At 36.3% G+C, this 22,918-nt stretch carries 23 protein-coding genes; 6 read left to right on the forward strand and 17 right to left on the reverse strand.

Annotated elements, in window-relative coordinates:
- Window positions 1-23: 23 nt before the first annotated feature.
- Window positions 24-185 (forward strand): hypothetical protein, encoded by a 162-nt coding sequence (locus tag IGK27_RS08050; RefSeq protein ID WP_033626478.1) that lies wholly within the window; start codon window positions 24-26, stop codon window positions 183-185.
- 242 nt (window positions 186-427) lie between these two features.
- Here IGK27_RS08050 and IGK27_RS08055 read toward each other — a convergent pair whose 3' ends face one another.
- From IGK27_RS08055 to IGK27_RS08070, 4 genes are all read right to left on the reverse strand, one after another.
- The gene (locus IGK27_RS08055; protein ID WP_002385841.1) at window positions 428-868 is read right to left on the reverse strand and encodes a hypothetical protein; all 441 of its coding nucleotides are present in this window, start codon (window positions 866-868) and stop codon (window positions 428-430) included.
- Window positions 869-937: 69 nt separating this feature from the next.
- Window positions 938-1,474 (reverse strand): GNAT family N-acetyltransferase, encoded by a 537-nt coding sequence (locus IGK27_RS08060; RefSeq protein ID WP_033626479.1) that lies wholly within the window; start codon window positions 1,472-1,474, stop codon window positions 938-940.
- A gap of 69 nt (window positions 1,475-1,543) precedes the next feature.
- Window positions 1,544-4,249: a cation-translocating P-type ATPase gene (locus IGK27_RS08065; protein WP_002377094.1), complete on the reverse strand. Its 2,706-nt coding sequence runs from the start codon at window positions 4,247-4,249 to the stop codon at window positions 1,544-1,546.
- Window positions 4,250-4,566: 317 nt separating this feature from the next.
- Window positions 4,567-5,217, reverse strand: coding sequence for a YczE/YyaS/YitT family protein (locus IGK27_RS08070; protein ID WP_033626480.1), 651 nt, complete (start codon window positions 5,215-5,217; stop codon window positions 4,567-4,569).
- A gap of 88 nt (window positions 5,218-5,305) precedes the next feature.
- Here IGK27_RS08070 and yeiL point away from each other — a divergent pair, with 88 nt between their 5' ends.
- The 3 genes from yeiL to IGK27_RS08085 all read left to right on the forward strand — a co-directional run bounded on the left by yeiL (window position 5,306) and on the right by IGK27_RS08085 (window position 7,729).
- The gene (gene yeiL, locus IGK27_RS08075) at window positions 5,306-5,971 is read left to right on the forward strand and encodes a transcriptional regulator YeiL (RefSeq protein WP_002357123.1); all 666 of its coding nucleotides are present in this window, start codon (window positions 5,306-5,308) and stop codon (window positions 5,969-5,971) included.
- Window positions 5,972-6,042: 71 nt separating this feature from the next.
- Window positions 6,043-6,438 (forward strand): DUF3224 domain-containing protein, encoded by a 396-nt coding sequence (locus IGK27_RS08080; protein WP_033626481.1) that lies wholly within the window; start codon window positions 6,043-6,045, stop codon window positions 6,436-6,438.
- Window positions 6,439-6,547: 109 nt separating this feature from the next.
- Window positions 6,548-7,729: a multidrug effflux MFS transporter gene (locus IGK27_RS08085; RefSeq protein WP_002365813.1), complete on the forward strand. Its 1,182-nt coding sequence runs from the start codon at window positions 6,548-6,550 to the stop codon at window positions 7,727-7,729.
- A 36-nt stretch (window positions 7,730-7,765) separates the two neighbouring features.
- Here IGK27_RS08085 and IGK27_RS08090 read toward each other — a convergent pair whose 3' ends face one another.
- Window positions 7,766-9,601 (reverse strand): LTA synthase family protein, encoded by a 1,836-nt coding sequence (locus tag IGK27_RS08090; protein WP_033626482.1) that lies wholly within the window; start codon window positions 9,599-9,601, stop codon window positions 7,766-7,768.
- Between the two features lie 208 nt (window positions 9,602-9,809).
- Between IGK27_RS08090 and IGK27_RS08095 the strand changes: the two genes are divergently transcribed.
- Together IGK27_RS08095 and IGK27_RS08100 are read left to right on the forward strand one after the other, a co-directional pair.
- Window positions 9,810-9,959 (forward strand): hypothetical protein, encoded by a 150-nt coding sequence (locus IGK27_RS08095; RefSeq protein ID WP_002357118.1) that lies wholly within the window; start codon window positions 9,810-9,812, stop codon window positions 9,957-9,959.
- A gap of 150 nt (window positions 9,960-10,109) precedes the next feature.
- Complete coding sequence (locus IGK27_RS08100) at window positions 10,110-10,469, forward strand: iron chaperone (RefSeq protein ID WP_002364154.1); 360 nt, start codon at window positions 10,110-10,112, stop codon at window positions 10,467-10,469.
- Between the two features lie 146 nt (window positions 10,470-10,615).
- Here the strand turns inward: IGK27_RS08100 and IGK27_RS08105 are convergent, their stop codons facing one another.
- The 12 genes from IGK27_RS08105 to eno all read right to left on the reverse strand — a co-directional run bounded on the left by IGK27_RS08105 (window position 10,616) and on the right by eno (window position 22,915).
- Window positions 10,616-10,966, reverse strand: a complete 351-nt coding sequence (locus IGK27_RS08105) for a DUF2200 domain-containing protein (protein ID WP_002360043.1) — start codon at window positions 10,964-10,966, stop codon at window positions 10,616-10,618.
- Between the two features lie 73 nt (window positions 10,967-11,039).
- Window positions 11,040-12,044 (reverse strand): SIS domain-containing protein, encoded by a 1,005-nt coding sequence (locus IGK27_RS08110; RefSeq protein ID WP_002357110.1) that lies wholly within the window; start codon window positions 12,042-12,044, stop codon window positions 11,040-11,042.
- On the reverse strand, window positions 12,038-13,114 hold the full coding sequence (locus IGK27_RS08115) for an SIS domain-containing protein (protein ID WP_033626323.1): 1,077 nt from the start codon (window positions 13,112-13,114) through the stop codon (window positions 12,038-12,040). The genes IGK27_RS08110 and IGK27_RS08115 overlap by 7 nt, the downstream gene beginning before the upstream one ends.
- A 10-nt stretch (window positions 13,115-13,124) precedes the next feature.
- Window positions 13,125-13,958 carry a PTS system mannose/fructose/sorbose family transporter subunit IID gene (locus tag IGK27_RS08120; protein ID WP_002384383.1) on the reverse strand — a complete coding sequence of 278 codons (834 nt, stop codon included), beginning with the start codon at window positions 13,956-13,958 and terminating at the stop codon, window positions 13,125-13,127.
- Window positions 13,939-14,730 carry a PTS mannose/fructose/sorbose/N-acetylgalactosamine transporter subunit IIC gene (locus IGK27_RS08125; protein WP_002357107.1) on the reverse strand — a complete coding sequence of 264 codons (792 nt, stop codon included), beginning with the start codon at window positions 14,728-14,730 and terminating at the stop codon, window positions 13,939-13,941. Before IGK27_RS08125 ends, IGK27_RS08120 begins: the two co-directional genes overlap by 20 nt.
- Before the next feature lie 15 nt (window positions 14,731-14,745).
- A complete protein-coding gene (locus IGK27_RS08130; protein WP_002357106.1) occupies window positions 14,746-15,216 on the reverse strand; it encodes a PTS sugar transporter subunit IIB in 471 nt (156 codons plus the stop codon).
- An 11-nt stretch (window positions 15,217-15,227) separates the two neighbouring features.
- Entirely contained in the window at window positions 15,228-15,647 is a 420-nt protein-coding gene (locus IGK27_RS08135; protein WP_002389037.1) for a PTS sugar transporter subunit IIA, read from the reverse strand.
- Between the two features lie 71 nt (window positions 15,648-15,718).
- Complete coding sequence (locus IGK27_RS08140; protein ID WP_033626324.1) at window positions 15,719-18,490, reverse strand: sigma 54-interacting transcriptional regulator; 2,772 nt, start codon at window positions 18,488-18,490, stop codon at window positions 15,719-15,721.
- Window positions 18,491-18,633: 143 nt separating this feature from the next.
- Window positions 18,634-18,849 (reverse strand): hypothetical protein, encoded by a 216-nt coding sequence (locus IGK27_RS08145; RefSeq protein WP_002397435.1) that lies wholly within the window; start codon window positions 18,847-18,849, stop codon window positions 18,634-18,636.
- A gap of 211 nt (window positions 18,850-19,060) precedes the next feature.
- Window positions 19,061-20,422, reverse strand: a complete 1,362-nt coding sequence (locus IGK27_RS08150; protein ID WP_033626325.1) for a deoxyguanosinetriphosphate triphosphohydrolase — start codon at window positions 20,420-20,422, stop codon at window positions 19,061-19,063.
- 16 nt (window positions 20,423-20,438) lie between these two features.
- Window positions 20,439-21,263 carry a toll/interleukin-1 receptor domain-containing protein gene (locus IGK27_RS08155; RefSeq protein WP_002360036.1) on the reverse strand — a complete coding sequence of 275 codons (825 nt, stop codon included), beginning with the start codon at window positions 21,261-21,263 and terminating at the stop codon, window positions 20,439-20,441.
- 353 nt (window positions 21,264-21,616) lie between these two features.
- Window positions 21,617-22,915: a phosphopyruvate hydratase gene (eno, locus tag IGK27_RS08160; RefSeq protein ID WP_002357098.1), complete on the reverse strand. Its 1,299-nt coding sequence runs from the start codon at window positions 22,913-22,915 to the stop codon at window positions 21,617-21,619.
- Window positions 22,916-22,918 lie beyond the last annotated feature (3 nt).

Consider the following 22,918-nt stretch of genomic DNA (forward strand, 5'->3'; position numbering starts at 1 on the left):
CAATTCGTTGAGAAGGGGTCCTTATGAAGCAAGAAGAAGTGATTAAACGTTTAAAAGAAGAACTAAATTTGCCATTTTTTAATGGTACGCTAGAAGAAAAGAACTATTCTGAAGCAGATTATCAACAAATCAAGAAAGAGTTAATTCAATACTTTGATGATTATGTGCGAAATGTTGAAAATTAACGAGCTAAAACAACCTTTGATTTTAATAAAATCAAAGGTTGTTTTATTATTAAATAAAAAAAATAACAAAAAAAACCACCGGCAGTTTTGCCGATGGAAAAGGAGTATTTACTCAATAAGAGTAAAATGAAAAATAAAAAGGTTGTTGTTGGTATGAATTAATAATACAATACACTTTCTCTTTTGTCCATAAAAAAGACATGAAAAAAATATTAAATTCGTTAGTTATTTTTATTAGTTTTTTATTTTTTCAAAAGAATGTTGCTCATCCGCGTAATGGCAAAGGTTAATTCATCCGTTGCTTGATCCTGCTTTTCCTCTGAAGCATTAAATAAATCTGCATCAATGCCTGTTTCTGGATCTGTTGCTAAAATCATTTCATTGCATCCTGCTACATATTCTGTATAAGCATGTTGAAATTTTTTGTGAATGCCAAGTACTTGTGGTGTTGGTTTTAATGTTCCGACTTTTTTGAGCATTAATTCATATTTTTCAGTACCTTCTTTAAATTTTGCTTGAATTTCTGCAATTCGTTCGGCTGTTAAATCATTCACTTTATTCTTATCGATCGCTTGACGAACTTCTTCGTAATATGGATTCATGACTTCGCCAATATCTTCTGTTGTTTTAACGATATCATTAATTGTTTGAACGTAAAATCCTAAATTTGGTCTCATAACCATCCCTCTTTTCCCTTTTCTCTTTCACTCCATTTTACACTTTTTCTATTCCATCTGACAAGTGGCACTTTTTCAGTCTTCATTCTTTTGATTTTTAACAGAGAAAACATAGTGAGGCATCGTTTTGCCACAATATGTTTTAATGTATCGATCCCTAACAAGCATCTGGTTTCGAATAGCGACATTCATAGAGGCTAAGTTCGTATCACGAATCGTTGAAATAACTTCTGGAAAATTTAATACATCGAATGCGTACTGTTTTGTCGCTGCGGCAGCTTCAATCGCATACCCTTTGTGCCATTCTTTCACACATAAATGATAACCAATTTCTGTATAGCTCTTACCTTTTACTAATTGATTGGTGAGACCACACTCGCCGATGACTTCGCCTGTTCGTTTCTTCTCTAACGCCCATAAGCCGTAGCCGTATTCTTGATAGGACTGTAAGTTCCACTTTAGCCAGTTTGCAACCTCTTCATCAGAAAAAGCGTGTTCATAGGCATACATCACATTTTCATCTTGCAAAAATTTTTTCAATTCCACTTCATCTTCCGACTGCCATTCTCTGACAATAAGTCGTTGTGTTTCGAAAATAATTTTCCGTTTCAAGCCCTTTCACTCCTTACATAAAGAAAAATTGACTGGTTTAAGTACCAGCCAATTTTCTTTTCTTATTTATTAAGCACCTTTACCTGCTTTACGTTGGAAGAACTTCACAATTTCCACAATTGGGATGATAGCAAAAGAAGTACCTGCTACAATTGCCCATTGATATGCATCTAAATGTGTGACGCTGAATAAATCATTAAATCCTGGAATAACAATCGTTGCAGCTAATAGCAAGAACGAAACAAGAATCCCATAGTTAAATGATTTGTTGCGGAATAAGCCAACTTTGAAAATTGATTGATAAATCGACTTCACATTAAAGGCATGGAACAATTGAATTAATCCCAAAGTAGCGAAGGCCATGGTTAAAGCATCGCCGTGTTGTAAATCATACAACGCTTGCGCCGATAAGTTTGTGTTAGCTGCGGTATGTGCTGGGAACATAATTGACATTTTATACACAATCAAAGTCAATGCCCCTTGCGTAATCCCTTGGTAAACAACACTGCTTAAAACGCCGCCAGAGAAGAAGTTCGATTTTTTACCACGAGGTTCATGGCTCATCACATCACGTTCTGCTGGTTCCACACCTAACGCAATCGCTGGGAAAGTATCCGTTACTAAGTTAATCCACAATAAGTGAACAGGTAACAAGGTATCCCAATTGAGCATTGTTGCAATAAACAAGGTTAATACTTCCCCTAAGTTAGCTGAAAGTAAATATTGAATCGTTTTTTGGATATTTGAGAAAACTTTACGTCCTTCTTCTACTGCCACAATAATTGTTGAAAAGTTATCATCGGCAAGGACCATATCTGAAGCACCTTTTGATACTTCTGTTCCGGTAATTCCCATACCAATCCCGATGTCAGCAGCTTTTAAGGCTGGGGCATCATTTACGCCATCACCAGTCATAGCAACCACTTTTCCTTCTTGTTGCCACGCTTTAACAATCCGAACCTTGTGTTCTGGTGAAACACGAGCATAGACAGAGTAGTGTCCCACGACTTGTGCGAATTTTTCATCTGACAATTCATTTAATTCAGCGCCTGTGATGACTGCATCGTCGTCGCCTTCTTTGATGATGCCTAAACGTGCCGCAATTGCTTCTGCTGTATCACGGTGGTCACCCGTAATCATAATTGGACGAATACCTGCTTCTTTCGCGACTTTTACAGCATCTGCAGCTTCTTTTCTTTCTGGGTCAATCATACCGACTAAACCAGCAAATGTTAAATCTTTTTCCACAAGTTCAGAACTCATTTCGGCTGGAATCGTCTCAACATATTTATAAGCCATTCCTAAAACACGTAAGGCTTGTTTCGCTAATGAGGTGTTTGTTTTCAAAATTTCTTGACGTTTTGTTTCATCTAATGGACTTGTTTCTCCATTTGATAAGATTTCCGTACAACGTTTCAATAATTCATCTGGTGCACCTTTGACAGAAACTAGGAAGCCACCTGTTTTTAATTCATGAACTGTAGTCATTAATTTACGATCAGAGTCAAAAGGAATCTCTGCCACACGAGGTTCAGCTGCTACTTTTTCGGTTACGTTAAACGCATGATCTAAACCAAATTGTACTAAGGCAGTTTCTGTTGGGTCACCAATTAATGAACCATCTTGAGCGATTTTTGTATCATTCGTAAAGTTCATGATTTTTAAAGCCATATTATCAGCAGGGATTTCTGTGGAAGCAGATAAAACTTGACCATCTGTATACAACGCTTCAACGGTCATTTGATTTAAGGTTAACGTACCTGTTTTATCTGAACAGATAATGTCTGTACTTCCTAATGTTTCAACGGCTGGTAACTTACGGACAATCGCATTTTTCTTGGCCATTTTTTGGGTACCTAAAGCCAAAATAATTGTGACAATCGCTGGTAATCCTTCTGGAATTGCCGCTACAGCTAACGAAATTGACGTTAATAACATGTCAATCCATGAACGACCATTCATCATTCCTACCACAAACATCACCGCTGCAATGACTAAAATGGCAATTGTTAACATTTTACCTAATTGGTTTAAGTTTTGTTTTAAAGGCGTTTCCGTTTCTTGTTCGCTTGCTAGCATGCCAGCAATTTTACCGACTTCTGTATTCATTCCTGTGCCAACCACAACGCCAAGACCACGTCCATACGTCACATTACTATTGGAATAAGCCATATTGATTCGGTCACCGATACCAATATCGGTTCCCTCTAAGATGGTTACTTCTTTTTCAACTGGAACAGATTCACCGGTTAACGCTGCTTCTTCAATTTTTAAGCTATTCGCTTCCAATAAACGTAAATCAGCTGGAACGACATCCCCTGCTTCTAATAAAACAATGTCACCTGGCACTAATTCATCACTTTTAACAGTAATGACGTGTCCATCACGGCGAACATTCGCATTTGGTGAAGACATTTCTTTTAATGCTTCAATGGCTTGTTCCGCTTTAGCTTCTTGGATGACCCCAAAGATGGCGTTCAAGATAACAACCACTAAGATGATAATCGAGTCTACCACATCATGGGAAAAGACGGCTGAAATGACCGCTGCCGCTAATAAAACAATAATCATAAAATCTTTGAATTGCTCAAAGAATTTCACGGCAAGTGATTTTTTCTTCCCTTCATCTAGCACATTTTCCCCGTACGTTTCTAAACGCTTTTGAGCCTCCTGTGCACTTAATCCATCAGTTGTTGTGTTCATTTTCTCCAAAACAACTGTGTCGTCTTGTGCGTAAAACGCTTCAGACAATTGTGTTTTCTTTTCTTCTGACATGTTCTTCCTCCTCTATTTTTTGCAGCATCCTTCAAGTACTATTTTACATTTCATCAAAAATAAATGAAAAAAAATAGACTTGTGTATGCTACTTCGTCGAACATACATAAGTCTCACCGTTTAAGACAACACCAGAAATTGCTTTCGGAGTTGGTGATGTTGTCACAGCATAAATACTGTCAGTTACTCCCTCATGAAAAAACTATTTAACATTGATTGGAGAACCAATGTTATGAATAATTACTTAATTAGTATACCGTTTTCCACTCTTTTTTTCAAATAAAAGTTCTGCTCATTTGAAAAAAACTGAAATCCTTTCATTCGGATTCCAGTTTCTTGATTTGTATTCGTAAAATACGTTGTTGCCCCCGCTTTCGCGACCAACTAATAACCCAAGAAAGTAAGAAAAGACTAATCACGGTTCCTTCACGAACAAAAATCGGCAAATGATAACTAATGGACAATCCTAGTGCCAAACTGACACAAAAAATATCAACTAAATAACGATAAAACTGAAAATTATAGCGCGTTCTTTCAGAAATAAGTGTACAAAATTTTTCAATAGGAAATTGCAAAACACCTAGCGCAACTACCTGTCCTGTCCCGATTCCTGCTATGATTGTCCCTAAAATAAATAGAACAATTTTAACCAAATAATTTTGAAAAACAAGCGAACCAAATAATTGATATAAGAAAAAATTAATGACAAAACCAAAGCCAATTAACGCCACCAAAATAATCAAATAGTCCTGAATTTTACGCTGCTGATCTAACAACCAACACGTGCCTAAAAAAGCGAAATTGATAGCTGTGGTAACCGTCCCGACTTTTAAATGAGTAAGTGTTGCAAAGGTCACATTAAACGCATTAAAACTGCTAACCCCGATGCCTGCTTGAATTGTCAAACTGATCCCCAATGCACTAATTAAATAAAAAAGAAACGATAGCACAATTTTTTTCTTCCACATTATAAAAACTCCTCTACTCTTGATACGTCTATTATGTGCTACAATAGAAGAAACAAATAGGAGATATCTCCTATTATAAGGAGAAAAAATGCTTAAAACAGCCTACCAACAATCACCGAAACAAGAATTAGCTAAAAATACGCCTTTTTTTAATGAAACTGATTTAAAACACAGTTTTATTATCGATTTTGAAAATCAAGAATTCATTCATCACCAAGCAGAGCCATTAAATTATCTTTTTTATTTAATCAAAGGAAAAGCAAAAATTTTAAAAACAGAACGCAATGGCCGCCAATCCATTGTTCAGTTTTTAACGACAGGTGATTTAATTGGCGATTTAACATTAGTCCAAGCGGAAACGATAACCAAGGACGTTATCGCCTTAGGTGAAACCTGTTGTTTGGCTGTACCTTTAGCTTACGCAGAAACTGTTTTAAAAAACAAGGTGCTTTTTATGCAGCAACTCAGCCATTATCTAGGGAAAAAAATGCTCCAACGGGTGGACCACTTTACAACGAATCAGACCTATGAACTAAGTTATCGGCTAGCGGAATTGCTATTGGTTGCCGCTAATCACGAAGATGTTTATAAAGAAAAACATACTGAGATTGCCGAATACTTAGGGGTTAGTTATCGCCATCTTATTTATACCTTCAAACAATTTCGAGAGCGCGGCTTTATTCAAAAACAAGGAACTGCTTATCACATCAACCGCTTAGCGTTACATTCTTTTGTGCAAAAAATGAAGAGTTAAAGTGGTGGATTGTTGACAAATAGTGCGCTTCCCGCTACCCTATTCTTATTAATAAGAAAGAAGGGACAGCAATGGAGCAAGCAGCATTTACTGTATCTAGTTGGCAAGAACAACCGATTGACAATCTTAATGAAAATTTCCCAGTGAATCAAGCGAGCGCTACTTATCAATTGTCAGGCGCCTTATCTGGGACAGCTTCTGTGGAATACTTAATGACTTATCAAGGCTCTTCAATGGCAGATGGGCTTGAAGCTGTGGCTCAAGTGGTCGGTTTCCTACATTTCGAAGGAACTTATTTAGGAAAAAAAGGCACCTTTACTGCTTGCGAAAAAGGGACGTTTACACAGGGTCTTTTAGACTGTCCTGGTGAACTATTTCAAGCATCAGGTGAGCTTGCCGGTTTATCTGGTCGCTACACTTATGAATTTGGTCAAGAAGAAGCGCTTCTTCATTTAGACTTTGTATAATAAAAAATTTCAAGGAAAGTTGGTGATATTATTTTACTTATTTTAAATTTGGCGGTTGTAAAAGACAATGGGTGTTTTTGATTAGATTAAACTTTTAAGGAGAAAAATCATGAAAAACACCCGAAACACCGTCCCATCATTACTAATTATTATTTTGCTTGTGGGATTTCCACAAATCAGCGAGTCGATTTTCACACCCATTTTACCAGCGCTTAGTTCTGCTTTTAACATTCACGATAGCGTGGCACAATTAACCATGAGTATTTATTTTGTTGCCTTTGCCGTTGGCGTTTTATTCTGGGGAATTTTATCCGATACGATTGGACGTCGCCCAGCTATGTTATTAGGAATTTTATGCTATTTAATTGGAAATATTGGCCTTTTTTTGAGTCCGACATTTCCTTGGCTGTTATTCTTCCGTTTAATTCAAGCATTTGGTGCAAGCGTTGGTTCTGTCATTACCCAATCAATGATGCGGGAAAGCTTTAACGATCTTCAAAGAGGGAAAATTTTTGCTCAAACAAGCGCTGCCCTATCGCTATCTCCTGCCATCGGACCCTTAGTCGGCGGACTTGTTCAAACCTATTTTGGCTATCAGCATGTCTTTAGCACCTTAATTGTCATGGCTGTTCTATTACTTTTCTATAGTTTTTATCGTTTACCAGAAACCTTTCACTTAGGAAATACCTTAACGAAAGCGCCTTTTTGGTCCGTGGCGAAACGCCTTTCCTTCGACTCGAAAGTTTGGTGCTACGGCTTATTGATTGGTGGCATTAATGGTTTATTATTTAGCTACTATGCAGAAGCCCCGTTTATTTTCATCAATCACTTTGGCTTTAGCAGTGTCCAATATGGCTTTCTTGGTTTAGTTTTAGCTGTGTCTAGTATTCTTGCTGCGGTTCTTATCAATTGGTTGCTAGGATACTGGTCAGCGGAAAAAATTGCCTTTGCTGGTTTGCTGCTAAGTATCTTTGCGGCTTGCTGTTTATTAATAATGACACAATTTGAAACAATCATTGGTCTTATTTTGTTTATTTTTCTCTTTTTCTTAGGGATTAATATTACTTTGCCCAATGCCTTAAGTATGGCCTTAAAAGGCTATGAATCTGTGATTGGTACTGCCAGTGGGATTTTTAGTTTTGTCTATTACTTGTTTGTTAGTTTCTTTACCTATTTGATTAGTTACTTTCACAATGGTACCATTTGGGTCTTGCCGCTTTACTTTTTAAGTTTTGCTTGCCTGTTAGCTTTCAGCTATTATGTCATTGTTTATCGTAAAACTTTAAAATAAAAATCAAAAAACACACGAATATTTCGTGTGTTTTTTTTAGCTAAAAAATTGATTTTCTAAACTATATTGCTTCCCTGAAACAATGTCATATTGAATCAGTCGGTATTCCTCATATAGTTGTTCTTGCTTTTTATTCATTTCTACTGTTTTTTTCCATTCCCCACCGAGATAGTAATTCCCCTTTTCAAAAGCAGGCAATTGTTCTTGTACCTCATTTAGCATAGCGTAAAATCCCGATTGCGGTAAGCCACTTTGTTGGAAAAGTGAGGGAGCAAAATAAAATGGACTAATAGTTGCTTGATGCTGATTTTTTTCTGTTAACTGATTCGCCGTATCATACATTAGAAATTCGGTCTGGTGAAGGGCTGCCCCTTCATTCAACGCTTGAATATTTTCATCATAAATACTTGGTAAGTGATCTCCCCAAAAAACGACTAATGTGCGTTTGGGCATTTTTTCGATTTCTTGTAGGAAATTTTTCAAAGCTTCGCTACTGTAGGCAATATCTTGCAAGTAATTATTGAGCGCGACTTGATTGCCGTTTCCTTGAGAAAAATAATTGGACGTTGTGTATTTATTTTCATAGGGCATATGTGTTTGCATAGTAACTAAATGAATGAATTGCGGTTGCTCTTTTTCTTTAAGCAGTGTCGTCACTTCCTGATACGCTGCTTGATCTGAAATGTAAGGATTATTTTCTAGTTTATCCGTATAGTTCATTGTTTTTTCATTGATAAATTGATCAAAACCTAAAATTTTATACACATCTTTTCGTTTATACATAGATGTATTGTACGGATGAATAGCCGTTGTTTGGTACTTTTGTTCCTTAAGTAATGAAACAATGGAAGGCAATTCCGTCATCTTAGGAATCATCATTGTATAAGGTGTAGTCATTTGGGCATTCATTAATTCCATCGAAAAACTTGTTAGGGCTTCAAATTCAATATTCGCAGTTCCGCCCCCGTAGTTTTGTGAAAGCATCTGGCCACTGTAAGTTTTATCAGCGATTTGCTGATAATCAGCTAAAGGATTACCAATAATGGACAAGCCTTTCAGATGATCTGGATTTGAAAAACTTTCACTCATGACAAACACAATATTGGGTTGCTCATTGTTCGGCACTGGTTTCGCCTCGGCCAACTTTTGATATTTCTGAGTAATTTCTGAAATAGCTTCTTTTGAATAACCCTTTGGTTGGTCCATAGCCTCTACTTTTAAATTATATAGAAAACCACCAATAAATCCTGTATTGTAGTAATTCATTTTTTGGCTGTAAGGAATCCATAACGCGGTTTTATTATAGGCTTTACGTAACAAATTTTGCGGATTGTTAAAATCACCAATATATGAAAATAGACCAATCGAAAGAACAAGACTTAACACACGAATTGTTTGTTTTTTCTTCGATAAAAAGAAACTTTTATAAAAGGCTTTTCCTAAGAAAAAAAGTGCTACACAACCTAACGCAACCACAAAAATAAACGGCCATAAACCAACCATTTCTTTTAATAAACTAACTTCTGTGATCATTTTTAAGTCGTCTGGATAAATAGGTTCGACACGATAAAACATCTTTTGATAGTCCGCAAATCCTAAAACACCTATTATGACACTATATAAAAGAGCGCCAACTCCTAATGAGCCTGCCAAACTACATAAAAAAAGTAAAAAAACGCTTAGCACAAAACAACCTAAGAAAAACTTTTCCGTATGCCACGAAAAAGCAAACTTGAAGGCTAAATCAACAGACAAGTTATTCTGACACCATTGCAAATATAAATTACTAAAAATAATTAATAAGATGAACCCGATTCCATACAAAAGGTAGCGGTAAGGCCATCGTCTAAATTTCTCAACTCTCTTTTTCACATCGATCTCCTATTCAAAAACTAGTAATGTATTTATTTTATGCTTCTTGAAAAAGAATGTAAAGAAGTAGCTAGCAAAGAAGTCTAAGGAATGGTAAAGAAAAAATGTTATTTGTTGCAAAAATAATTTTCCAGTGGTATAGTAACAATGGAATTTCGTTATCAGTTATCGTCGCCTTTTTTGAGTACTTTATGAAAGGAGAATAACTATGACTTACAAAGTAAAAAACATTCAATACCGTATTCAATTAGACACAGACAAAAATATTTTCATTGTTTTTGATGCAAAAAATGAAAGTAAAACAGCAACTGGTCACACAATTGAAGAAGCAATTGCACACTTAAAACAATTAAACTAAGGAGTGACAAACATTTCCATGCAAGACCCTTTAGGTAGTTATTTAAGCTAAAAGCCGTTTAGTAAAGAAAAAATACTAGACGGTTTTTTTGTATCTTCTTCGCCTTTTATTTTTTACATAGTATACTGAAACAAACGGAGGTGTTTTTATATGACCATCATTGCAAACTATATTCGCCAGCAACCCCAACATCAAACACAGTTAACAGAAATCTATCAAGCAATTTTAGCGGTTGTTCCTCAGGAGACTACTGAAAAAATCGCTTATGGAATGCCGACCTTTTACTTAAATGGCAATTTAGTGCATTTTGCGGCGGCCAAGCAACATTTAGGTTTCTATCCTACGCCATCAGCCATCCAACGTTTCAGCAAAGAATTACGCCCTTTTAAAACCTCGAAAGGTGCCATTCAATTTCCCTACACGCAAGAGTTACCTCTTTCATTAATACAGGAAATAGTTAAATTCCGTGTACAAGAGAACATGAAGAGCGTGGGACAAAAATCACTTTGAATTTTTGTCCCACGCTCAAAAACTGATAAACGGCGGGAACAGAAGCAACTCCTTCGGAAATAAGCCGAAATTCTCCAAAAATTAAAGAACAATTTTCGGAAATTCCTTCTTATTTCTCGGAGTTAAACACTTCTGTCCCGACCTCTTCATGTTCTTAAAATTTTTTCCATCGCTTTTCCCTTGGCCAACTCGTCGATTAACTTATCTAGGTAACGGATTTTTTGCATTAAAGGATCTTCAATTTCTTCCACGCGATAGCCACAAATTACGCCTTTGATCAATTGGGCGTTTTCATTAAAATTGGGTGCTTCTTCAAAAAATGTTTCCATCGTTACTTTTTGAGCCAATTGTTGTTGCAAGCCTTTTTCATCATAACCAGTTAACCAGTAAATAATTTCGTCAACCTCCGCTTGCGTTCGATTTTTACGTTCTGCTTTTTGGATGTATAGCGGGTAAACACTGGCAAAGGTCATTGTATAGATTTTCGGTTTTGTCATTGGTTTTCCTACTTTCTGAAGTATTCTCTCTTCAGTCTACCACAGGCTTGCTGGAAAAAGAGGCTATTTTGTCTTAGTAATCAAATTGACGATAATAACGACGAATCTCTAATGGGTGACAATTCAATTTTTCTACATGCGCATCAATGCGTTGCGTTACCGCATGCATTAGGAGAAATGAAATAACTCGGCCACGATATTTTTCACTAATTCCTGGAAGTTCATACGCTTTCGAATCAATAATTGTATAATTGGCACAGATTTTCGGCAATAATTTTGCTACTCGTTCTGCCAACGGTCGCTGCTCGTCTTCTCCAATAAACAACGTTACTGGCGTAGTTTCATCTACAATTTCTAGCGTTCCATGTAAGAACTCTGCTGCATGAATTGATTTTGAGCGAAGCCAACTTTGCTCTTCCCAATAGCACATTGCATAAGAATAGACCGCTCCCCATTGGTTCCCTGCGCCAATAAAATAGTGAATGCTATCATGACGATGTTTTTCCGCAAAAGCTAAGCCAAACGCATCGGCACTTTTTTCGGCTTCAGCTAAGCCTGTAGGCAAATATTCTTCCAATTCTTGGTAATAATTTTCGTAATCTGTAAATTCGTTGTTTTTTTGCATTAAACGATCAGCTACCATAAAGAACTTGATTTGCTCAGTTCCTGGGGCTGGATAAGTCACCACATAATCACATAAATCTGCTAAAAGACTGTCTTTTGCATCAATAAAACCAAATAGCGTTGCGCCGACCTTTTTGATTTCTTGAACGGCTTGCACCACTTCTTGTGTTGTCCCAGTAACGGAAGACAAGATGACGAATGATTTTTCTGTTAAACGTTTATTGCCTGTTGTGTAATACTCAGCAGCATGTTGAACATAGATTGGTAAATTACTTTTTCCATTCGCATAAGTAACTGCTTGCATGGCTGAAGCATAAGTACCGCCGATTCCTAAATAATAAACCGCATCAAATCCTTTCGTCCAAACTTGATCAACAACTTTTTCAACATCTGAACGCAAGGCTAAGGCACCTCGTATGTCTTTGATTTGTTGTTCTTCATTAAATTTTAACATGGCTGATTTCCCTCTTTCTTTGCTATTTTACTTTTTAGGACACAATCAAAATCATCAAAAATCCGTTGAGATAAATCAATTCCTTTACTTGTAGCTACTTGATACGCCAAATATTGAAATGGAATAACTAACAATAAAGGACTAATTTTTTCTTCGACATCACTTGCTAAACCTAACGTATTTGATGCTCTCGTTGAACGCGTTGTAATTGTGTAACATTGGCCAACATAACTGGCTAGATAATTTTTCAAGGCTTGGCTACGTGCTTGAATAGGACTTTGATTTTCAACAAAAAACAAAAGATGTGTAGTATCCGCTTCAAGATAAGGCCCATGCATATAGGCTTCTACTTCAAATCCTTGGGAAGGTAAGCGAACTGTTTCTGTAAACTTCGTCTCAAACTCTTTTGCCGTACCAATATTGGGCCCATAACCAATTGCGATAAATCGTGTCCCCTCTGTTAATTCTTTTTTCGTTTTTTGCCAAAATTGTTCGGTTTTATAAATCACCGAATCGATTTCCTGAATTGCTTTGGCAAGTTTTGCTAATTCTTCTTCAACCTCTACTTTTGTTAATTGATGCTTTTGATAGCCCAGTTTCAAACCAAATAGAAATAAATTTAAAAGTGTTGCCGTATAGCCTTTTGTGACAAAACCAACTGTTTCAAGCCCCATTTTTAAATCCAGGACTTCATCCACAACCTCCGTAATCGGGCTGGTGACATCACTTGTCAAGGCAACTGTTTTTACAGACGTTTGGTTTTTAATTTTTGCAATGGCATCAATTGTTGAAGTACTTTTACCACTTTGCGAAACCGCTACGACCAGATCAAACCGATCATCCACTTTGCCATAATGAGCAAAATTGAACGGCTCTTGGATTTCCACATAAATAGGCGCCACTTCTTCAAGGTAAACTTTAGCCGCCTGACAAGCGTTATGTGACGAGCCAGTTGCTAAAATTAGACAGTGCGTGACCTTTGAAACGTCTGTATCAGTTAATTGAAATTGGTTAAGAATCTGAATTAGGGCTGCTTGCTCCTCATTTATATAATCCAGCATCGTTTTCATATTTTGCCTCCTAAAATAGACCAATTAATGAGCCAAGAATTCCGACAATTGCCATGCCACCTAAAATCGCTAAAGGTTTTACTTCTTTTTTCAATAAATAAAAAACAAAACCAAAAGATGCAAGCGGTAATAATTTAGGCATGATATCGTCAAAGATACTTTGAACCGTGACTGCATTTTTGCCACTTCCGCTGATTGTAATCGGGATAGTTAAATCAATCATGGAGGCGGTCATAGCACCTACCACCATCAAGCCAATTATTGAAGCGCCTAATGTGAGACTTTCCATCATGCCATTTGCTTGAATCTTTTTGAGAAAACCAGTTCCTAATTTGTAGCCCCAACGATTCAGTAAATAACGAACAATCACATGGGGGACGTTAAAAATGAGTAAAAATAGAATTGGCCCTAACACATTCCCTTGTAAAGCTAACGAAGTTCCAACACCTGTTGCAATCAAGCGTAAGGTTCCCCAGAAAAAGGAATCACCTAAACCAGCTAAAGGTCCCATTAACGAAGTTTTAATACTATCGATTGTTCCAACTTCAAAATTTTCGTCCAGAACATTTTCTTCTTCCATTGCAGCATTAATTCCTAAAATAAACGTCACGATATGCGGCGTGGTATTAAAGAAAGCAAGATGCCGTTTTAAAGCTGCCGCCATCTCTTCTTTTTGAGGATATAATTTCTTTAAAATAGGGATCATGGCATAGACATAAGCCATATTCATCTGACGTTCATAATTCCATGAAAATTCCATTTGAAATGAACGCCAAAAGACTTGATTAAGCTCTTTTTTTGTAATTAAGTTTTCTGTCTTAGTTTTAGAAGTCTTCGTCATCATCAATTACCTCCCCACTTGTTGTTTGTATTGTTTCATTCTTTCCTTTGGCATAATTCATGATATTCACAACAATTACTGCTGTAATGGCACCCAAAATTGCTACTCCTGTTACAGGTAACTTAAAGTAAGCCATTAAGACGAAGCCTAAAAAGAAATATGGCGCCACTTGTTTGTTAATCAGTAAGCGTGCAAGCATCGCAAATCCTAGCGCTGGAATAATCCCCGTTGCAACAGACAACCCATGTTGAATAAATTCAGGGATCAGATCAAGTAAGCCTTTAATGGTGTTGCTGCCCACGGCAAATGAAATAGTTACAATGAGCGCTAGCATGAACGATAAGCCAAAGCCTGCAAGTAAATGCATGCGCTCCACCCCTTTATATGCTCCTTCTTCAGCATACTGATCAGCTTTTTGACTCATGATTGGGATGAGCAAACCCAAATAAATATTTTTAAGAATCAACGTTAACGTTGCGATTGGCAAGCCTAAAACTAAGGCTGTTTCTGTTCCTGCGCCAGCAGTAATAGCAAACGCTGTACCAAGAATCCCACCAGTCACTACATCAGGTGGGATTGATGCGCCCACTGAAAAAGAACCGATGAAAGCTAACTCTAAGGTCGCGCCCATGATTACGCCCGTTTTGACATCACCTAATACAATTCCGACAAATAAACCGGTTACAATTGGTCTTGAAAGCAACGAGGTTCCTAAAGCATATTCCGACTGCGCAATAAAAGCGATGCAACCTAAAAGAATCGCTTGTCCTATCATTTTTATTTCTCCTTTCTACAAGACATTTAATGCTGCTACTTTTTTGTCATTTGGGACTTGTCGAATTTCAACTTCACAACCATTTGCGACCAATTCTTTAACCATTTTTTCTTCATCCGGTGTGATATTAATTGCTTTAGAAATGTTTCGAGTATTTTCCCTTACTTTCATCCCTCCTAAGTTAATTTCTTTTATTTCTGGATAAGCAGTAGCCAATCGATAAGCATCTTCCACACTTTCAACTACAATAAAAAGTTTGTATTTTTCTGTAACACCACTTTTTAGTGCGGCAATCGCATCTTCAATCGTTTTAATGACCAGTTTTACTCCTGCTGGTTTAGCTAGCTTAATGGTTGTTTTTCGAATATCATTTTTAGGTACGTCATCATTTGCGATTAAAATACAATCGGCGCCTAAGCCTTGGGTCCATGAAAAAGCCACTTGACCATGTAACAAGCGATGATCGACTCTTAACAATTTAATCATTTCATTTCCTCCTAAAATTCTTCTTCTAAAATTTCTTTACTAGATAACTCATTACAATAACAAAGACTTTCTTGTCCGTTTTCAACGGCACGTTTTACTAAATCAACTAATGAATCAACAGTATTTATTTGGGTATATATTTCAATTAACGTTGCTAAATTTAATCCTGAAATTAAATGCATTGCTTGTTTCCCCACATAATTAAAGAATTCGTTATTCACGCTTCCGCCAAATAGGTCTGTAATCACAATTAATTCATTTTGTTGATTGTTCTTTAAAATGTCTTTGACCGTCTTGGCTAAATCATAAGGTTGTTCCATATAAGCGCAAAGACATTCCACATTCTTTGTTTCACCACAAATTAAAGCTAATGATGTCTGAATCCCTGCAGCGAAATTACCATGTGTTGCCAGAATAATTTTACGTTCCATTTTCTTCACCTCACTTACTTCTTTACATAGCAAAAAGAGTGCCAAAAAAGTGGCACTCCCTCCTTTTTATTTTAAAAATCGCTTTCTGCGTTGTTAAACTCCGTTTTTCCAAACAACACATCATAGACATAAAAAAGCTCCGATTCAGGTATATTGACACTATAAACTTTTTCAATGACACTAAACGCCTCTTTTAACTCTTGCAAGACCGTTCTTTGACACTGCTTTAATTGTTCGGCGCCATTATAATTTTCAATAGGTTCATTCCGGATTAATCGTTCAATTAAACAACTGACATGGACATATACCGCCAATTTACGATCATTTTGAATCGTTTGTTGCCACCGCTCTTCTAATTGAATTAAAAAGACTTCTACTTGTCGAATAATTTTTTCTGTATCTAAAATCGTCACTGATTGAATGACCCGATCTAATGAAAAGTTACGAATCAACTCATGATTTACATAGGACAGCATATCTTTAGTTAATTCTCTCTTTGTCCATTCTAAAAGGGTCGTAATTCCTTTTCCTGCAATCAACTCTTCTAAAGAGATATACGGGAGGTCATTTGAAGACGGGTTGTTTGTACCGATGATGCCGACAATCTCAAATTCTGGGAAACTTTCTTTGATCGATTCTGCATTACGTAATTGATTATATTCACAAGGAATAATCTTTAATTGTGCTTCTGCAGGTAAACTTTTTTCAAGTAAATCTCTAATTTTAACGGCTGTACCAATTCCGGTACTACACGTTGTTAAAATGACACGTTCCGTTTTATTTTCAGGTAATATGATTTTCCATTCATTTGGATGAACCGTTAACGCTTTTTGGGGCAATTCTTCAAAAGAAACTTCGTCTTTAATGGCTTCTCCTATAGACAGAGCCAAGCTTGTTGTCACATTATTCATTAATAAAAAAGGACCTTCTTCTTCTGCCGGAAAATACTGATAAATTTCTTTCAATGAACCCATATCAAAAAGAATTACTAAACCATTCCTCGTTTCTTGACGTTCCATATAGTGAATTAAGTGTTCGGAAATTTTTTTGGGAGTAACATCTAACGGCATGTCAAACGATTGAAAAATTGGCAAATTTAACAGCCGATTTGCAACATTCGCAATACTACTTGCTGTGGCATATCCGTGGGCAACAATCACCGCTTTCGGATAGTGACTTTCCTTTACTGAACCCGAATAGTGAAGATAAATGGTGACAATAATTCGATCCATCTGGGATAGTTCAATATCTAATGAACGTTTCACTAAAGTTAACAGTTGTTCAGCGTAGCCATAACTAGTTGCTAATTTAGTTTGAACTTCTGTTAAAAGTTCGTCAATGACTGTTGTAGGTTCTTTTTCTGGAAACCAATCAATACATCTTCGTTGAAACAGATAGGTGCTTAATGCATAGACTAAACTGCCATTAAACCGAATTTGATAAGACGATTCAATCGTTTCCAATAATTGACGGATATTTTGCGTAATAAACAATAGCATTTCGTGATTTTTCTCTCGCTTCTTTTCAAATAATAAATCATCGAATAAGCGTTCAATTTCTTTCGAGATGTCGTTATTGGCAGTGGAAAGATGATGATGGTGAGAGACATAAAGACGAAGGATTCGTTCATAACTCTGGATAATTCTTCTTTGCGCAAGCTCTGTTTCCTCTAACAAACTAACCAGATTTGTTTGCTCATCTAAACGAATAGGCAATTCATTTTCATCAGGAGCTAGTCTGATCGATTGATCCAGAAATTCTTTCGGTAGATCGTGCAAAGTGATTGGAATAACACGTTTATCAAGATTGGCGGCAAAGCTGCGTGCAGTAATAATTTTTATATTATTTCTTAATTCACCTACATTGCCTACATAATGGTGATTTTCTAAAAGTTGGATAACTTGTGGCGTGATAGTAACTGCTTTTTGAATAGCTTGCTGTTCCTCATAAAATGCTCGCATAATTAATTGTTTTCTTTCCGCTTGAGTGCGTTCAGCAAGACTTGGGATTTTAATTTGAATAGGAATTCGTCTTAAAAATGTCGTTAAAAAGGTGCTAGAAATTTCTTCAGTTGTGGCAAAGCACAACCGACACGTAACAGGAATGGGCCGATTGGTTTCACCCATCCGATAAATGATACCCTGATCTAAAAATGTAAACAATTTTTCCTGCCCTTCAGGACTCAAACGATGAACTTCATCTAAAAATAAAACGCCCCCTTCTGCACTTTGAAAGGCCCCAATTTTATCGGAATCTGCTCCCGTAAAAGCGCCTTTAAGATGCCCAAATAATTGACTAGTTAAAAGCTCTGGATTGTTGGCATATTGCGCACAATTAACTGTCACAAAAGGTGCTGAATCGTCAAGTAGTTCTTTTGAAAGACAAAACTGATAATATAAGGATGCTAAAAAACTTTTACCCGTACCACTTTCACCTGTAATTAAGACAGGCAATCCACCGCCAGGATAAAGCGCTGCCATTTTTAATTGTTCGATGGTCTGAGCTAAACTACCGCGATAACCAATGACCGACTGAAAAAAATCACTTTTGCGATCAAAAACAGGCTGTTCATCGATCATTTCTTGGAAACTTTGATAAACAGTTCTTTTTAAAAGATAGTTTTGTTGTTGAAACGCTTCTTTATGAAAAAAGTAAACTGGTCGTGTATTGATCTTAACTAGAATCCCTTCTTCGTTTAACTGATTTAAATAGTGACTAGCTGTATTTCGTTTGATAGAAAATGTCGTTGCAATATTGCTTGCTGTGAAAATTTCACTGACTAAAGATGGTTCAAAAAAAGCTGTTTGATTGCGTAAATAATCAACAATTTGCATTTTTAACATAAAATCACCTCTCATTTATCATAACGTACCTAAAAAAAACGTCAATATTCAAAATTTCTTTTGTTATTTTTCTTTATATAAGGATCCCATTTTTTATGTTATTTAATCACAGGAACCTGATTCTATCATTGCAGAATAGGCTTTCATTCAGTATACTGTAAATAGAGGAACAAGAAACGAATTGGATAATTAGGCACTGAAAGAACGCACCACCGTTCTGAATGTTTCGAAACACACAACAGGTTATCGAAATGGCCATTGGAGAAAAAATCCTTTTTCTCCGAGGTTAGCGATTGTGACATGTTGCAATCGTTTTTTGTCCTTAAAATGTTGAGAAAAAGAAAAAAGGCACTTTGCATGTCAGCACCACCTGACAAACAAAGCCCTTCATAGACAGCACAACCTATCTATTCCAGTTGCCTTTTTTGCTAGTTACACTAGCTAATTTTAGTGTACCCGATTTTCAGTGAAATTACTAGCATCTTTAAAATTTTTACTGAAACGATCAGCCTGTGCAATGAACTAGTTTTCTTCAGCGGCGGCAACCGCTGAGAAGCTTTTTCTCAAATTTTAAGTGAATAATGTATCATAAACTTTTTTGGCATATCCATCCGTCATATTACATACAAAGTCCACCGCCATTTTCAAACGATAATAGTCTTTTTCTGCTTCTGTAGCGTTCTTTGCTTCTCTTCTATACAACGCTTTCGCGCTTTCCGAAATATTATTAAAGATTCGCTCCTCATACTTATTCATGGAAACTTTTTCATATTTCAGTACGACTGGAACAAATTCATCTAGTAAACGATTGATGATATTGAAGCCCAATACCTCTTGATCCAAAATTGTTTTTGTTTGAAAAACATAGACTCTAGAAAAGTTTTTTAATGCCTGAAAGCATTTCACTTCATCACAATCTTCAATGATAATTTCATTTTGATAGATACCACTCATAATTAAGTCATAATGATTAGCAAAATTTTTCGCTACGCTTTGACAAACAGCCCTTTGTGTCTTTCTCAAAAATTCTTGTAAGGTAGCTTCTTCTGTTTTATCTTTTTCTAACATTAAAAATTTTTTTGTTCCTGTTTGCGCATCAACAAACTGCTTTAAATCTTGATAGCTGTATAAACCATAATTATAGGCATCTTCGATATCTGAAAAAGTATAGGCGATATCATCTGAAGCTTCTAACAAAAAGACTAATGGGTGTCGCTTATTTTGTGTTCCTGTCGCAAATTTAATGGCGTTAAACACTTGTTTTTCCGAGTAAAAATAGCCAACTTTTTTAGACAAAAGCTGTTGCTTATTTAATTGATCTGAAGATGCCGTATATTTGATAACTGTGTCTAATGTCGTGGCGGTTAGTTTCATTCCTGCTTTAGAAGTCCCATTATCATGATGCAGTTTTGTTAAAAGTCGGATGGTTTGAGCGTTGCCTTCAAAGTTAAGAAAATCATTTTGTTGTTGCTCCGAAAAATCAGACCAACAAGCATACAAAGGACCATTTTTTTCAAACCAAATACGAATGGCTTCTTCCCCAAAATGTCCAAAAGGGGGATTGCCGATATCATGGATTAATGCAGCTGTTTCTAACAACCGATAGCATTCTGATAATTCCATAACCTCAATGTTTCGTTCGTTCAACTGTGAAATAACTAATCTAAGTATATCCCTGCTATGCATTGCCACTTCTAAGCTATGTGTTAAACGTGTTCTTACAAAATCATTACGTTCTAAAGGAAAAACTTGTGTTTTATCTTGTAAGCATCTAAATGCATCACTTTTAATTACTCTACGATAGTCACTATCAAAAGATTTACGAAGTTCTGTGGCTAAATCAACTTGCTTATTTAACCAGTCATTTTGATATTGTTTGCCATTATCAGAAATGCGATATGTACCAACCAACTGACGCCAATTCATTTTCATTTATTACCTCCTCCAATTACTCTACCTTCTCTAAATAAGAGACGTAAATATTTTTACATTTACCAATATCACTGAATTCCCGATTGTTATACGCCTTATCCTTTTTCAATTTAAACCGCACTTTTTCGCCTTCTTGAAAAGTTCCCCACGTAAGAAAAAAGAATAGCCAATGGCTTTCATCCTCTGATAGCGTGTCTAAACCTAAACTTTTAGGCTCAATTAAGCTAGGTAATTTGAAACAGTCATACACCCCTTTTGCTGTGCCATACACAGGACGATGAGTGCTAAGAGTCGTTTCAAAATATCCCTTTTCATCAGGTTTTAAATAACTTGCTTGCCGAATCAGTTGTGTCAGTTTATTTTGGAATGGCTGAATATTTTTCTCAACGTTTAGTTCAAAATCTGGCTCAGCTTGTACATCTGTGTCATGAGATAACTTTTTTAATAAGCAGTTTATTTCATTAGTACTTGTCTTATCATTAAACGCAATCGCCAAACGCTCACTACTAATAACACCTTTCATATCTTTCATAGAAAAATTATTTAACGCAATTGGATAGTGTTTATCTGATAGCATCCAAGAAGCACCCATTTCGTTTAAACATGGAATACTCTGATAATAATGATCAGATAAAAAATACAGCATGACAGGTTGATTGGTTAGCTCCCTTTTAATCGTGTCAAAAATTAATTCTCCTGGCTGTACACCTGTTTCAATAGTGGAACTATAAAAAATATCCTGTGTTCGAAACCCAAACTTTTTCAATAATTGGATAAACGCATCCACATATTCTTGATCCTTTGAACTATGACTAATAAAAATCTTTTTCCCGTTGCTCAATACTCAACATCCTCCAAGTTAAATTTGTGTTTTCATTTTTTTGTGAAATTCTATACTATTTCTTTAAGCGTACAGCGTTATCTGAAACCAGTCAATACTAAAATTATAAAATAACAATTATTTTGTTTTATTAATTTTTTATATAATGTTGTTTTGTTAATGTTTTGTTATTTTTAAACAAGTGATTATAGAGCGATGTACGGTTGAAGTTATTTCTAATCTATTTTTTTCAATATTTTTATAAATATAAAAAAACACGCCTTTCTTTGCAGAAAGGCGTGTTTTTACGTCCGAGTATAAGGAGAATTGGTTCATTAACCAATTGTCCCTTTAAGCGTTATTCATTAAATGAATTATTTGTTTTTTAAGTTGTAGAAAGATTTTAAGCCTTTGTATTCAGCTACATCGCCTAATTGATCTTCAATACGTAATAATTGGTTGTATTTAGCAATACGGTCAGTACGGCTTAATGAACCAGTTTTGATTTGACCAGCGTTTGTTGCAACAGCGATATCAGAGATTGTTGAATCTTCTGTTTCACCAGAACGGTGAGATACAACTGCAGTGTAGCCAGCTTCTTTAGCCATTTCGATTGCTTCAAATGTTTCAGTTAAAGTACCGATTTGGTTAACTTTGATTAGGATTGAGTTAGCGATACCTTTTTCGATACCTTCAGCTAATTTAGTTGTGTTTGTTACGAATAAATCGTCACCAACTAATTGAACTTTGTCGCCTAATACTTCAGTTAATTTTTTGAATCCGTCCCAGTCGTTTTCGTCTAAGCCGTCTTCGATTGAAATGATTGGGTATTTAGAAACTAATTCTTCGTAGAACGCGATCATTTCTTCAGTTGTTTTTTCGCCTTCGCCTGAGTCAGCTAAAACGTAAACGCCTTTTTCTTTGTCGTAGAATTCTGAAGAAGCAGCATCCATAGCAAGAACAACGTCTTTACCAGGAACATAGCCAGCTTTTTCGATAGCTTCGATGATTACTTCGAAACCTTCTTCGTTTGAACCTAAGTTAGGAGCGAAACCACCTTCGTCACCTACTGAAGTAGCTAAGCCACGACCTTTTAAGATTGAAGCTAATGCGTGGAATACTTCTGCACCCATACGTAAAGCTTCTTTGAATGTAGGCGCACCTACAGGCATGATCATGAATTCTTGGAAGTCAATACTGTTGTCAGCATGTGATCCACCGTTGATGATGTTCATCATTGGAGTTGGTAATACTTTTGTATTGAATCCGCCTAAGTAGTGATATAAAGGCACTTCTAGGTAATCAGCAGCAGCACGAGCTACGGCGATAGACACACCAAGAATAGCGTTAGCACCTAATTTACCTTTGTTAGGAGTTCCATCTAAATCGATCATTGCTTTATCGATAGCCATTTGATCGCGTACATCGTAACCGATGATTGCTTCAGCAATGATGTTGTTTACGTTATCTACAGCTTTAGTAACACCTTTACCTAAGTAACGAGCTTTGTCGCCATCACGTAATTCAACTGCTTCGTATTCACCAGTTGAAGCTCCTGAAGGAACCATTCCACGGCCGAAAGCTCCGCTTTCAGTGTAAACTTCTACTTCGATTGTTGGGTTACCGCGTGAGTCTAAGACTTCGCGTGCGTAAATATCAGTAATAATTGACATGTT

It is taken from the genome of Enterococcus sp. DIV0236 (genome assembly GCF_050558525.1).
Lineage (GTDB): Bacteria > Bacillota > Bacilli > Lactobacillales > Enterococcaceae > Enterococcus > Enterococcus faecalis.

Bases quoted from the DNA above. Each gene is read 5' to 3' on its own strand.
- IGK27_RS08050 (WP_033626478.1), top strand. From the start codon at position 24: ATGAAGCAAGAAGAAGTGATTAAACGTTTAAAAGAAGAACTAAATTTG.
- IGK27_RS08055 (WP_002385841.1), bottom strand. From the start codon at position 868: ATGGTTATGAGACCAAATTTAGGATTTTACGTTCAAACAATTAATGAT.
- IGK27_RS08065 (WP_002377094.1), bottom strand. From the start codon at position 4,249: ATGTCAGAAGAAAAGAAAACACAATTGTCTGAAGCGTTTTACGCACAA.
- IGK27_RS08070 (WP_033626480.1), bottom strand. From the start codon at position 5,217: ATGTGGAAGAAAAAAATTGTGCTATCGTTTCTTTTTTATTTAATTAGT.
- yeiL (WP_002357123.1), top strand. From the start codon at position 5,306: ATGCTTAAAACAGCCTACCAACAATCACCGAAACAAGAATTAGCTAAA.
- IGK27_RS08080 (WP_033626481.1), top strand. From the start codon at position 6,043: ATGGAGCAAGCAGCATTTACTGTATCTAGTTGGCAAGAACAACCGATT.
- IGK27_RS08085 (WP_002365813.1), top strand. From the start codon at position 6,548: ATGAAAAACACCCGAAACACCGTCCCATCATTACTAATTATTATTTTG.
- IGK27_RS08095 (WP_002357118.1), top strand. From the start codon at position 9,810: ATGACTTACAAAGTAAAAAACATTCAATACCGTATTCAATTAGACACA.
- IGK27_RS08100 (WP_002364154.1), top strand. From the start codon at position 10,110: ATGACCATCATTGCAAACTATATTCGCCAGCAACCCCAACATCAAACA.
- IGK27_RS08105 (WP_002360043.1), bottom strand. From the start codon at position 10,966: ATGACAAAACCGAAAATCTATACAATGACCTTTGCCAGTGTTTACCCG.
- IGK27_RS08110 (WP_002357110.1), bottom strand. From the start codon at position 12,044: ATGTTAAAATTTAATGAAGAACAACAAATCAAAGACATACGAGGTGCC.
- IGK27_RS08115 (WP_033626323.1), bottom strand. From the start codon at position 13,114: ATGAAAACGATGCTGGATTATATAAATGAGGAGCAAGCAGCCCTAATT.
- IGK27_RS08120 (WP_002384383.1), bottom strand. From the start codon at position 13,958: ATGATGACGAAGACTTCTAAAACTAAGACAGAAAACTTAATTACAAAA.
- IGK27_RS08125 (WP_002357107.1), bottom strand. From the start codon at position 14,730: ATGATAGGACAAGCGATTCTTTTAGGTTGCATCGCTTTTATTGCGCAG.
- IGK27_RS08130 (WP_002357106.1), bottom strand. From the start codon at position 15,216: ATGATTAAATTGTTAAGAGTCGATCATCGCTTGTTACATGGTCAAGTG.
- IGK27_RS08135 (WP_002389037.1), bottom strand. From the start codon at position 15,647: ATGGAACGTAAAATTATTCTGGCAACACATGGTAATTTCGCTGCAGGG.
- IGK27_RS08140 (WP_033626324.1), bottom strand. From the start codon at position 18,490: ATGTTAAAAATGCAAATTGTTGATTATTTACGCAATCAAACAGCTTTT.
- IGK27_RS08145 (WP_002397435.1), bottom strand. From the start codon at position 18,849: ATGCAAAGTGCCTTTTTTCTTTTTCTCAACATTTTAAGGACAAAAAAC.
- IGK27_RS08150 (WP_033626325.1), bottom strand. From the start codon at position 20,422: ATGAAAATGAATTGGCGTCAGTTGGTTGGTACATATCGCATTTCTGAT.
- eno (WP_002357098.1), bottom strand. From the start codon at position 22,915: ATGTCAATTATTACTGATATTTACGCACGCGAAGTCTTAGACTCACGC.